Annotated in this window: 9 protein-coding genes and 1 pseudogene; 3 read left to right on the top strand and 7 right to left on the bottom strand. The window is 64.2% G+C overall.

What is annotated here, in order from left to right:
* Positions 1-74 precede the first annotated feature (74 nt).
* The 3 genes from H7A76_RS28370 to dibA all read right to left on the bottom strand — a co-directional run bounded on the left by H7A76_RS28370 (position 75) and on the right by dibA (position 3,608).
* A complete protein-coding gene (locus tag H7A76_RS28370) occupies positions 75-1,085 on the bottom strand; it encodes a sulfate ABC transporter substrate-binding protein (protein ID WP_185701589.1) in 1,011 nt (336 codons plus the stop codon).
* A 155-nt stretch (positions 1,086-1,240) separates the two neighbouring features.
* Positions 1,241-1,423 (bottom strand): sulfur starvation response protein OscA, encoded by a 183-nt coding sequence (gene oscA, locus H7A76_RS28375; RefSeq protein WP_185701590.1) that lies wholly within the window; start codon positions 1,421-1,423, stop codon positions 1,241-1,243.
* Positions 1,424-1,688: 265 nt separating this feature from the next.
* Positions 1,689-3,608 (bottom strand): phosphodiesterase DibA, encoded by a 1,920-nt coding sequence (gene dibA / locus H7A76_RS28380; protein WP_185701591.1) that lies wholly within the window; start codon positions 3,606-3,608, stop codon positions 1,689-1,691.
* Positions 3,609-3,753: 145 nt separating this feature from the next.
* Here dibA and desA point away from each other — a divergent pair, with 145 nt between their 5' ends.
* The 3 genes from desA to H7A76_RS28395 all read left to right on the top strand — a co-directional run bounded on the left by desA (position 3,754) and on the right by H7A76_RS28395 (position 6,454).
* Positions 3,754-4,938 (top strand): delta-9 fatty acid desaturase DesA, encoded by a 1,185-nt coding sequence (gene desA / locus H7A76_RS28385; RefSeq protein WP_185701592.1) that lies wholly within the window; start codon positions 3,754-3,756, stop codon positions 4,936-4,938.
* Between the two features lie 206 nt (positions 4,939-5,144).
* A complete protein-coding gene (locus tag H7A76_RS28390) occupies positions 5,145-6,137 on the top strand; it encodes a sensor domain-containing diguanylate cyclase (protein ID WP_185701593.1) in 993 nt (330 codons plus the stop codon).
* A 68-nt stretch (positions 6,138-6,205) separates the two neighbouring features.
* A complete protein-coding gene (locus H7A76_RS28395) occupies positions 6,206-6,454 on the top strand; it encodes a hypothetical protein (RefSeq protein ID WP_185701594.1) in 249 nt (82 codons plus the stop codon).
* A gap of 6 nt (positions 6,455-6,460) precedes the next feature.
* Here H7A76_RS28395 and H7A76_RS28400 read toward each other — a convergent pair whose 3' ends face one another.
* The 4 genes and pseudogenes from H7A76_RS28400 to H7A76_RS32510 form a co-directional block, all read right to left on the bottom strand.
* The gene (locus tag H7A76_RS28400; protein ID WP_185701595.1) at positions 6,461-7,675 is read right to left on the bottom strand and encodes a response regulator; all 1,215 of its coding nucleotides are present in this window, start codon (positions 7,673-7,675) and stop codon (positions 6,461-6,463) included.
* Positions 7,676-7,812: 137 nt separating this feature from the next.
* A complete protein-coding gene (gabT, locus tag H7A76_RS28405; RefSeq protein WP_185701596.1) occupies positions 7,813-9,093 on the bottom strand; it encodes a 4-aminobutyrate--2-oxoglutarate transaminase in 1,281 nt (426 codons plus the stop codon).
* 176 nt (positions 9,094-9,269) lie between these two features.
* Positions 9,270-10,712: an NADP-dependent succinate-semialdehyde dehydrogenase gene (gene gabD / locus H7A76_RS28410; protein ID WP_185701597.1), complete on the bottom strand. Its 1,443-nt coding sequence runs from the start codon at positions 10,710-10,712 to the stop codon at positions 9,270-9,272.
* Between the two features lie 378 nt (positions 10,713-11,090).
* A pseudogene (locus tag H7A76_RS32510) lies at positions 11,091-11,230 on the bottom strand (R body protein RebB-like protein); the annotation flags it as partial.

Raw genomic sequence — 11,230 nt, forward strand, 5'->3', positions numbered from 1 at the left:
ACGCAGGTGAAACGCACGAAGCCCCGAAGTGATTCCGGGGCTCCAGGCGACGGCGGTTAGAGTGGCTCCTCCTGTTACTGGGCCTGGTAGATCTGGTCGAACACGCCACCGTCATTGAAGAATTTCGGTTGGGCAGTTTTCCAGCCGCCGAAGTCCTTGTCGATAGTCACCAGCTCCAGTTTCGGGAACTGCTGGCCGTATTTGGCCGCCACGTCCTTGTCCCGTGGACGGTAGAAGTTCTTCGCCGCGATCTCCTGGCCGGCCGGGCTGTACAGATGCTTGAGGTAGGCTTCGGCGATCGCCGTGTTGCCCTTCTTCTCGGCGTTCTTGTCCACCACCGCCACCGGCGGTTCGGCGAGGATCGACAGCGACGGCACGACGATGTCGAACTTGTCGGCGCCCCCTTCTTCCTTGAGCGCCAGGAAGGCTTCGTTTTCCCAGGCCAGCAGCACGTCGCCCTGGCCGTTGTTGACGAAGGTGATGGTCGAGCCACGGGCGCCGGTATCCAGCACCGGTACGTGCTTGAACAGCTCCTGCACGTACTCCTTGGCCTTGGCTTCGCTACCCCCGGCCTTCAGGCCGTAGGCCCAGGCGGCCAGGAAGTTCCAGCGAGCGCCGCCGGAGGTCTTCGGGTTGGGGGTGATCACCGAGACGTCCTTCTTGATCAGGTCGCCCCAGTCCTTGATGCCCTTGGGGTTGCCCTTGCGCACCAGGAACACGATGGTCGAGGTGTAGGGTGTGCTGGCGTCGGGCAGGCGCTTCTGCCAGTCCGCCGGCAGGGTCTTGCCGAGCTTGGCGATTTCGTCGATGTCGCCGGCCAGGGCCAGGGTCACCACGTCGGCGCGCAGGCCATCGATCACCGCCCGGCCCTGCTTGCCCGAGCCACCGTGGGATTGCTGGATCTTCACGTTGTCGCCGGGGTGCTCCTTCTTCCAGAAGCTTACGAACTCGGCGTTGTAGTCCTGGTACAGCTCGCGGGTCGGGTCGTAGGACACGTTGAGCAGCTCATAGTCCTTGGCTACGGCGGAACCGGCAAAAACGGCACTGGCGAGGGCAGCCAGGGCATAACGGCGAATCGACGACATGGTAGAGCTCCCGAGATTTTCTAATGTGCTGGCATTTTTCTTATGGCGAATCAGGCTCGCATTCGCGGATGAACGCTGGGGTACGAACTGGGGGTCATGGGTGACGCCCTCCGGTTGACCAGTCGGGCCTCTCGCTTGCGAGAGGGTGATTTGATTCAGCTGGATTTGTTGCCGGGTTGCTGCAGGCGGAATTTTTCCTTGCGCTCGATCTGCACGACCTGGGCGTTGTGCACGGTGATTTCCACCGCACCGAAGCGCAGGTCCCGCAGTGCACTTTGAATTTCACGCAAGATGGTTGCTTCGTCCTGTCCGTCGACGCTACGTAGAGATGCGCTCATGGTGATGCTCCTGAGTGGGATGTGCCGTGCAGTGGCGGCACTGCGGGTGGCGTGGAGCAATAGTAGATAGGCAGGGATATTCTTAAAAATACTATTTAAGAATGTTTATATAACCAGTGGAAATTATTCGGCGGGGCGCGCAGTTACGGGCCCCCTGAGTCCATGCCCGCCCTCTTGCGACCGCTACGCGAAACGCCTGTAGCCGCTGTCGAGTGCAACGAGGCTGCGACCGGAGGCGCAGCGCCCGCCAGCTGCATCAGGCGCGTCAGAGGATCTGCGGGGCGTTGTCCCAGTCCAGCAGGGAGGCCGGCATCGGCCGGCCGAACCAGTAGCCCTGGCCCAGATCGCAGCCCTGGTCCAGGAGGAAGCGGGCCTGCTCCATCTGTTCGATACCTTCGGCATGGACCTGCATGCCCATGCTCTGGGCCAGTGCCACGATGACCCGGGAAATCGCCGCATCGTCCTCGTCCCACGGCAAGCCGGCGACGAAGCCCTGGTCGATCTTGAGCTTCTGCACCGGCAGGCGCTTGAGCCGCAGCAACGACGAATAACCGGTGCCGAAGTCGTCGATGGCCAGGCGGATGCCCAGCTCGCGCAGGCGGTGCATCTGCTCCAGGGCCACTTCCGGGTCGTCCATCAGCGCGCTTTCGGTGACCTCCAGCTCCAGGTAGGCCGGGTCCAGCCCGGTGTCGTGCAGCACCTGGGCCACCTGCTGGTACAGCTCGCTGCGGGCGAACAGGCGGGTCGAGACGTTCACCGCGATGAACGACAGCACCACGCCCTCGGCCTGCCACTGGCACATCTGCCGGCATGCCTCGCCCATGACCCAGGCATCGATCTCGGCAATCATCCCGGTGCGTTCGGCGATGGGGATGAACTCCGCCGGCGGCACCAGGCCGCGGTGCGGGTGCTGCCAGCGCACCAGGGCTTCGACGCCCACCAGGCGACTGGTGGCAAGGTCGTGCACCGGTTGGTAGTAGACCCGTAGCTCCTGGCGGTCCAGGGCGCGGCGCAACTCGAAGGCCGTCTCCACCCGCTGCTGGGCATGGGCGGTGAGTTCCTCGGTGTACAAGGCATAGCCATTGCGTCCGGCGCTCTTGGCCTTGAACAGCGCGGCATCGGCGTTGCGCAGCAACTGGCTGGCGCTGCGGGCATCGCTGGGGAACAGGCTGATGCCGATGCTGGCATTGATCAGCACCTGGTGGCCGTCCAGCTGGAACGGTTCCTTGAGGCCATCGAGGATGCGCTGGGCCAGGGCGGCCGCCTGCACCAATTGCGGGCAGCTTTCGGCCAGCACGGCGAACTCGTCGCCGCCCAGGCGCGCCAGGGTCACTCCGGGGCCGAACATGTCGCGCAAGCGTTGGGCAAACGCCTTGAGCAACTGGTCGCCGACGTTATGCCCGAGGCTGTCGTTGACCATCTTGAAGTGGTCCAGGTCGATCATCAGCATGGCGCAGCCGCGCTTGTGGATCTGCGCCGAGGCCAGGGCCTGTTCGGCGCGGTCGGTGAGCAACAGGCGGTTGGGCAGGTCGGTCAGCGGATCGTGGTGGGCCAGGTGCGCCAGCTCGTGCTCGGAATCCTTGATCGCGCTGATGTCGGAGAATACCGCCACATAGTGGGTGAGCTCGCCCTGCTCGTCGCGGATCGCGCGGATGGTCTGCCACTGCGGATAGATTTCCCCGCTCTTGCGTCGGTTCCAGATTTCCCCGCTCCACTCGCCGCTCTGGCGCAACGCGCCGAACATCGCCTGGTAGAAGTCCACCGAATGATGGCCGGACTTGAACATGCTCGGCTGGCGCCCCAGCACTTCCTCGCGCTGGTAGCCGGTGATCTCCATGAAGGCGCGGTTGACGTGGACGATCTGGCCCTGGGTGTCGCTCACCAGTACCCCTTCGCGGGTACAGTCGAACACCGCCGCGGCCTGGCGCAGGCGCTCACGGTCCTTCTGCTGGTGGCGCAACCAGCGGTCGGCGCCCAGCACACGTAGCAAGCGCGCCCGGGCAAAGAAGATCAGCACCGCGCTGACCACGGCCCAGGCATAGCAGCTGGTTTGCTGCCACAGGGCCCGGTCGATCGATCCATCGAAGAAACTGCTCAATAAATAGCCACTGAGCTGCAGCCAGGCCATGGACAGCAGCAGGTAGAGCAGCGCAGCACGCAAGCCATTGCGATAAGAAACCGACATAAGCCCGTCTATTTCCACACGAAAAGTTTGGGATTATAGAGGAAGAAACATCCCGCCACTCTTATCTGAAAGGGCGACTGGTTTTCTCACCGGGCATGGTGATAATGCCAGGGCTGTTTTTTCTCTATCGAGGGCCTTATCGCCTATGTGGTATGAAGGTTTACTTGGCTTGTCCGCCTGGCAACTGGTGGCAGTCACCCTGTTGATGACCCACGTGACCATCGTTGCGGTCACGGTCTATCTGCACCGTTATTCCGCGCATCGCTCCCTGGAGCTCAATGCCGGCCTCAAGCATTTCTTCCGTTTCTGGCTGTGGCTGACCACCGCGCAGAATACCCGCGAATGGACCGCGATCCATCGCAAGCACCACGCCAAGTGCGAGACCGTCGACGACCCCCACAGCCCGGTGATCAAGGGCTTGTCCACCGTGCTGCGCAAGGGCGCAGAGCTGTACCGCGAGGAAGCGCGCAACCCCGAGACCCTGCGTATCTACGGCAAGAACTGCCCGGAAGACTGGATCGAGCGCAACCTCTACAGCCGCTACAAGCTCGGCGGCGTGGCGCTGATGGCGGTGATCGACCTGCTGCTGTTCGGCACCATCGGCATCACCATCTGGGCGGTGCAGATGATGTGGATTCCATTCTGGGCCGCCGGCGTGATCAACGGCCTGGGCCATGCGGTGGGCTATCGCAACTTCGAATGCCGCGACGCGGCCACCAACCTGGTGCCCTGGGGCATCATCGTCGGCGGCGAGGAGCTGCATAACAACCACCACACCTACCCCAACTCGGCCAAGCTGTCGGTGAAGAAGTGGGAGTTCGACATGGGCTGGGGCTGGATCAAGCTCTTCAGCCTGCTGGGCCTGGCCAAGGTCCAGCGGGTGGCGCCCATCGCCCACCGGGTCGAAGGCAAGGGCCACCTGGACATGGACACCGCCATGGCCATCCTCAACAACCGCTTCCAGATCATGGCCCAGTACCGCAAGCTGGTGATCGGCCCGCTGGTCAAGCAGGAACTGGCCAAGGTCGATCACTCGGTACGCCATCAGTTCCACCGCGCCAAGCGCTTGCTGTCCCGGGAAACCAGCCTGCTGGAAGATCGCCACCACCTGCGCATCCAGAACATGCTGGAACACAGCCAGGCGTTGAAGGTGATCTACGAGAAGCGCCTGGCCCTGCAACAGATCTGGGTCAAGACCAGCTCCAATGGCCACGACATGCTGGCCGCCATCAAGGATTGGGTCCACGAAGCCGAGGCCAGCGGCATCCAGTCCCTGCGCGACTTCGCCAGCCAGCTCAAGACCTACTCCCTGCGCCCCAGCGCCGCCTGACACGCTTGCCTCGCCACCTTCGTGGCGAGGGAGCTGGCCCTCGCCAGCCTCGCCTGAACCACCCCAGCCGACCGCCCGGCGTATCGCCGGGCCGCACGGGAACTTAGCGTTCCATCCTCTATCTCAAGCAACACTTCGCCACCCAGGCGAGCCTGGTTGTAGTCGCTGTCGAACACCGCGCGGCACACCCTTCGAGAACAGTGCCGATGGTCAACAAGAATCCGGATATTCCATCTTCGCTTCCCCTGTGGCTCGAGGCCGCGCAAACCCTCATGGCCCTGATGCATGCCCAGGGCGAAGTCGCCCGCCTGACCGAGCGCGAGCAGCTGTTCAACTCGCTGCTGGTCAGCGTCAACGCGGTGCTTTGGGCCTTCGACTGGGAAAGCCGCCAGGTGCTGTATGTCAGCCCGGCCTACGAGCGCATTTTCGGCCGCCCCGCCGGCCTGCTGCTGGCGGACTACAACCAGTGGCGCGACAGCATCTACCCCGACGACCTGGAATACGCCGAGCGCAGCCTGGCCCAGGTCGTGGAAAAAGGCGCGGTGGAAGACCGCGAGTACCGCATCATCGACGCCACGGGCCAGGTGCGCTGGCTCAGCGACAAGTGCTTCATCAACCGCAATGCCGAACCCGGACAGCGCCTGATCGTGGTGGGGATCGCCGAGGACATCAGCGAAAAGAAGCAACTGGAGAGCGAGTTGCAGCGCCTGGCCACCACCGACGCGCTGACCCAGAGCAGCAACCGCCGGCATTTCTTCGAGTGCGCCAATCGCGAGTTCGAACAGGCGCGACTGCGAGGCACGCCCCTGTCCTTCCTGTTGCTGGACATCGATGATTTCAAGGTGATCAACGATACCTACGGCCACCCCGAGGGCGACATCGTCCTGCAACGCATCGCCGAGAGCGGACGCGCCGCCCTGCGCCGGGGCGACCTGTTCGGGCGTATCGGCGGCGAGGAATTCGCCGCGCTGTTCCCCGGCTGCGCCGCCGACATGGCGCACCAGGTGGCCGAACGCCTGCAACGGGAGATCCAGCGCCAGCACTTCAGCCACCAGGGCCAGGCCTTCAGCATCACGGTCAGCCAGGGCCTGACCAGTCTGTTGCCGGAGGATGAGAGCCTGGACAACCTGTTCGCCCGGGCCGACGCGGCAATGTACGAGGCCAAGCGCCAGGGCAAGAACCGCATCGTCAGTGGCTGATTCGCCGTCCGGGCCGGGCTAGACTGCGGCCCCATGGCAATGGCGGCCCGCGCCGGACGCACGACCCGATGAACGAAGAACAGTTGCTCAAGCGCATCAACAGCAAACGCAATGGTTGTCGGGGCAAGCGCCTGTTGTGCTTGCTGATCGGCGTGGCCCTGGTGGTGTTCGGGCTGGCCCTGGCTGTCAAGCTTGGGCCGCATCCAGCGCAGCTGATGAACCTGCTGGCCGCCTGGCCGTTCTTCTACCTGGCCTTCCTGGCCGAAGACCAGACGGTCGATGGGTGGTTCGCGCTGTTCGAGCTTATGGGCAACTGACTTCACTCAACCCTTGCGCAGGCGGCTCAGCTCCGGCAGGCCGATCTTCAGCAGCCGCGCGGTCTTGCTCCGAGCCACTTGCTCGACACCCTCGGTGGGTGTCAGGTGCGCCAGTTGGCCCGCCAGGTTCATCGCCAGGGCTTCGCGGGAATAGACGCCACCGCCGAGCTGGTAGACCGCGGCGATCAGCTCGCGCAGTTCCAGGGGCATGCGCCAGCGGGTGCGCAGGGCCGAACCGTAGGCGGCGCCAAAGCGCTCCAGGGCATCGCCGATCTCTTCCTGGTCGTCCAGTTCGCCGCCGGCCTGCTTCCACTCCTGCAGGCAGCGCAGCAACGCCAGGTCGCCCAAGCGGTGCAGCAGGCCGGCGCAGTAGCAACGCTCCTGGTCCAGGTCCAACAGGCGCGCCAGGGTCCGGCCATACTCCGCGGTGTGCAGCGACAGCCCCCAGTAGCGCTCGGCATAGTCGGCCAGGGCCGGATCGCTGAGGCGGGCGCTGCGCTTGAGGGTCAGGCCGAGAATCAGGTTCATGCTCTGCCCGGTGCCGAGCCGCTGCAGGGCCTGGGACAGGCTCTGCACGCCGTCGCCATGGTGCTGGGCGGCGCTGTTGGCGGCGGCGATCAGCACGGCGGTGACTTGCGGATCGGTGCGGATTTCCTCTTCCAGCAGCCGCAGGTCCAGGCCCTCGGGGTGCAGGCTGCGCTTGATCGCCAGTTGCACGTCGGTCAGCAGGGGTGCGCCATCGGCCAGTTCGCGGCGATGTTCGAGAAAGCTGTACAAGGTCGTACCGGGCGCCAGGCTCGGAACCTCGCAGGACACTTGCTGGCCAGCGTCCAGCAGCAAGCCCTGCAGGCGCTGGGTCAGGCCCTCCATGTTCAGGGGCTTGGTCAGGTAGGCCGTGGGTGCCAGGGGCAGCGCCTCGCGCACGCTGGCGCTATCGCTGCGCACGCTGAGGAGGATGAACGGCTGCGGTGGGTTGCGCTTGCGCTGGCGCATGGCACGCAGCAGCGAAAGGCCGTCGATGCCTGGCAGTTCCCAGTCGGCGATGACCAGGTCGTAGGGCTTGGCATCGAGCAGGTCCATGGCTTCCTGGCCATCGGCGCACAGATCCAGGCGAGCATCGCAACGCACGTTAAGCAGCACTTGCTCGAGCAGGTCGCGGGACCAGGGATCGGCCTCGGCGATCAGCACGCGGGGTACAGCAGGTAGATCAACAGCGGTCATGCGGCACGCTCCCTAGGCAATCCCTTGCACCTTAGTCAATGCGCAGGCTTCCATACAGCGCAAATCCGCCTATAGACCACGGCGCAATGAAAAAAACCCGCCGAAGCGGGTTTTTTATCGATCAGCCCAGGCGGGCATCACAGCTCGGCGAAGCACTCGTCGATGATGGCCAGGCCCTTGTCCAGTTGCGCATCCGGCGCGGTCAGCGGCACCAGCACCCGCAGGACGTTGCCGTAGGTGCCGCAGGACAGCAGGATCAGGCCCTTGTCACGGGCCTTGGCCACAACCTGGGCCACGGCGGCGGCGTTCGGCTTGTGGCTGTCGCCGTTCTCGAACAGCTCGACCGCGATCATCGCGCCCAGGGCACGGACTTCACCGATCACTGCCGGGTGCTTGGCCTGGATGGCCTTGAGGCCGGTCACCAGGCGCTCGCCCACGGCCTTGCAGCGGTCCAGCAGGTGCTCTTGCTCGAACACTTCCATCACGGCCAGGGCCGCGGCGCAGGCGATCGGGCTACCGGCGTAGGTGCCGCCCAGGCCGCCTGGGGCGATGGCGTCCATGTACTCGGCCTTGCCGCATACGCCAGCCAGCGGGAAACCACCGGCGATGGACTTGGCGAAGGTGGTCAGGTCGGCGGCGACGCCCATCTGCTCCATGGCGAAGAAGGTGCCGGTACGGCCAGCGCCAGTCTGCACTTCGTCGGCGATCAACAGGATGCCGTGCTGGTCGCACAGGGCGCGCAGGCGCTTCATGAATTCCTTCGGCGCGACGTAGAAACCGCCTTCGCCTTGTACCGGCTCGATGATGATCGCGGCGATGTCACGCGGTTCGGCGTCGTTCTTGAAGATGCGCTCGATGCTGGCGATGGAGTCGTCGATGCTCACGCCGTGCAGCTCGTTAGGGTACAGGGCGCGGAAGATGCCGCCTGGCATCAGGCCCATGCCGGCCGAGTACGGCACGACCTTGCCGGTCAGGCCCAGGGTCATCATGGTGCGACCGTGGTAGGCGCCGGAGAAGGCGATCACGCCGGCACGGCCAGTGGTGGCGCGAGCGATCTTCACGGCGTTTTCCACGGCTTCGGAACCGGTGGTCACCAGCAGGGTTTTCTTGGCGAAATCGCCCGGCACCTTGGCGTTGATTTTCTCGCACAGCTCAACGTAGGGCTCGTAGGCCAGGACCTGGAAGCAGGTGTGGGTCAGCTTGTTCAACTGCTCGGTCACCGCGGCGATGACTTTCGGGTGCACGTGACCGGTGTTGAGCACGGCGATACCGCCGGCGAAATCGATGAACTCGCGGCCTTCGACGTCAATGACGCTGGCGTTCTTCGCGCTGTCGGCGAAGATCGGGTGGATCTGGCCCACGCCACGCGGTACGGCGGCTTCACGGCGTTTCATCAGGGATGCGTTGGTCTTGCTCATAATGTCCTCATTCACCGCGGCGGCCGCGGTGCGGTTCAAGGGTTGCGGGGCGGGGAGGCAACGGTGGCAGCATGCGATGATCGACTGCCGCCGTGGTCCCGGGCCACCTTGAATAGTGCGGTTTTAAAGCTGCGCGCGGGGACAGCGCTCTCGTGCCCCGCGCGCTTGAAACCGGATCAGATACCCAGGCAGAGGTATTTGATTTCCAGGTAATCCTCGATCCCGTACTTGGAACCTTCGCGGCCCAGGCCCGAGGCCTTGATGCCGCCGAACGGCGCCACTTCGTTGGAGATCAGGCCGGTGTTGACCCCGACCATGCCGTACTCCAGGGCCTCGGCCACACGGAACACGCGCCCCAGGTCGCGGGCATAGAAGTAGGAGGCCAGGCCGAATTCGGTGTCGTTGGACATGGCGATGACTTCGGCCTCGTCCTTGAAGCGGAACAGCGGCGCCAACGGACCGAAGGTTTCTTCCTTGGCCACGGCCGCGCCTTTGGGCACGTTGACCAGGATGGTCGGCTCGAAGAAGTTGCCTTCCATGGGCTTGCCGCCGGCCAGCAGGGTGGCGCCCTTGTCCAGGGCATCCTTGATGTGTTCCTGGACCTTGGCCACGGCTTTTTCGTCGATCAGCGGGCCGGTGGTGGTGCCCTCTTCCAGGCCGTTGCCGATCTTCAGCTTGGCCACGGCGGCCTTGAGCTTCTCGGCGAAGGCGTCGTAGACCGAATCCTGGATGTACAGGCGGTTGGCGCAGACGCAGGTCTGGCCGTTGTTGCGGTACTTGGAAATGATCGCGCCCTCGACCGCCTTATCCAGGTCGGCGTCGTCGAACACGATGAACGGCGCGTTGCCGCCCAGCTCCAGGGACACCTTCTTGATGTCGTTGGCGCATTCGGCCATCAGTTGGCGACCGATCTCGGTGGAGCCGGTGAACGACAGCTTGCGCACGATCGGGTTGCTGGTCAGCTCGCCACCGATGTCGCCGGCACTGCCGGTGACCACGCTCAGCACGCCTTTCGGAATGCCGGCACGGTGGGCCAGCTCGACCAGGGCCAGGGCCGAAAACGGGGTTTGCGAAGCGGGCTTGATCACCATGGTGCAGCCGGCGGCCAGGGCCGGGCCGGCTTTGCGGGTGATCATGGCGGCGGGGAAGTTCCACGGGGTGATGGCCGCGGTCACGCCGATCGGCTGCTTGATCACGATCAGGCGCTTGTCGGGCTGGTGGCCGGGGATCACATCGCCGTAGATGCGCTTGGCTTCTTCGGCGAACCACTCGATGAAGGACGCCGCGTAGGCGATCTCGCCCTTGGCCTCGGCCAGTGGCTTGCCCTGCTCCAGGGTCATCAGGCGACCGAGGTCGTCCTGGTTTTCGATCAGCAGCTCATACCAGCGGCGCAGCTTGGTGGCGCGCTCCTTGGCGGTCAGGGCACGCCAGGCCGGCAGGGCCTTGTCGGCGGCCTCGATGGCGCGGCGGGTTTCGGCGGCGCCCATCTTCGGCACGGTGCCGAGGATTTCACCGGTGGCGGGGTTGTTGACCTTGATCGTCTGGCCGCTGTCCGCATCCACCCAAGCACCATCGATATAGGCTTGTTGGCGGAACAACTGGGCGTCTTTGAGCTGCATGTCGGCTTCCTTAACAGCACCGCGCATACGCGGGGCAAATTGTGATTGTAAAAAAGGCGCCTGGTCGGCCATTGAGCGCGGCAGCGCATTCAACGATCCGAGGCAAAGCTGCCGTCAGGAAAATCGTTCACTGGGTCGAAGCATGAAAAATGTCGCACACAAGGATAGACGTGCGCCTGGACATTCAGGCAAGAGCGTTTGAAATCTCAAACGAATCCTAGGAGCAAAGGGGGTAAAAGGACAATAGGCCGTTCGAAAAAAAGAACGTAAACGTCCCCAAGGCGAAAACTTTCGGATCAACGTCATCGCCACGCCATAAAGACAGCGCCCCCGCTGCCTGCTGGCAGCGGGGGCGCTGGCATGTTGCCAGGGGGACAATCAGCTGTTGAGCGACTTGAGCACGGTCAACAAGCTGGCGAGGTTGTCGACCACGCCGCCCTGGGCGACTTTCTCGGCAGTGGCCGCACCGGCGGTGGTATCGACGGTGTAGATCTGCATCACGCCCTGGTTGGTCGCGG

Origin of the sequence: Pseudomonas sp. MSSRFD41 (genome assembly GCF_014230245.1) — a bacterium.
Taxonomy (GTDB): Bacteria; Pseudomonadota; Gammaproteobacteria; order Pseudomonadales; family Pseudomonadaceae; genus Aquipseudomonas; species Aquipseudomonas piscis.

Excerpts from the sequence above, each read along its gene's own strand:
- H7A76_RS28370 (WP_185701589.1), bottom strand. The coding sequence starts at position 1,085 with ATGTCGTCGATTCGCCGTTATGCCCTGGCTGCCCTCGCCAGTGCCGTT.
- H7A76_RS28395 (WP_185701594.1), top strand. The coding sequence starts at position 6,206 with ATGAACGAAGAACAGTTGCTCAAGCGCATCAACAGCAAACGCAATGGT.
- desA (WP_185701592.1), top strand. The coding sequence starts at position 3,754 with ATGTGGTATGAAGGTTTACTTGGCTTGTCCGCCTGGCAACTGGTGGCA.
- dibA (WP_185701591.1), bottom strand. The coding sequence starts at position 3,608 with ATGTCGGTTTCTTATCGCAATGGCTTGCGTGCTGCGCTGCTCTACCTG.
- oscA (WP_185701590.1), bottom strand. The coding sequence starts at position 1,423 with ATGAGCGCATCTCTACGTAGCGTCGACGGACAGGACGAAGCAACCATC.
- gabT (WP_185701596.1), bottom strand. The coding sequence starts at position 9,093 with ATGAGCAAGACCAACGCATCCCTGATGAAACGCCGTGAAGCCGCCGTA.
- H7A76_RS28390 (WP_185701593.1), top strand. The coding sequence starts at position 5,145 with ATGGTCAACAAGAATCCGGATATTCCATCTTCGCTTCCCCTGTGGCTC.
- gabD (WP_185701597.1), bottom strand. The coding sequence starts at position 10,712 with ATGCAGCTCAAAGACGCCCAGTTGTTCCGCCAACAAGCCTATATCGAT.
- H7A76_RS28400 (WP_185701595.1), bottom strand. The coding sequence starts at position 7,675 with ATGACCGCTGTTGATCTACCTGCTGTACCCCGCGTGCTGATCGCCGAG.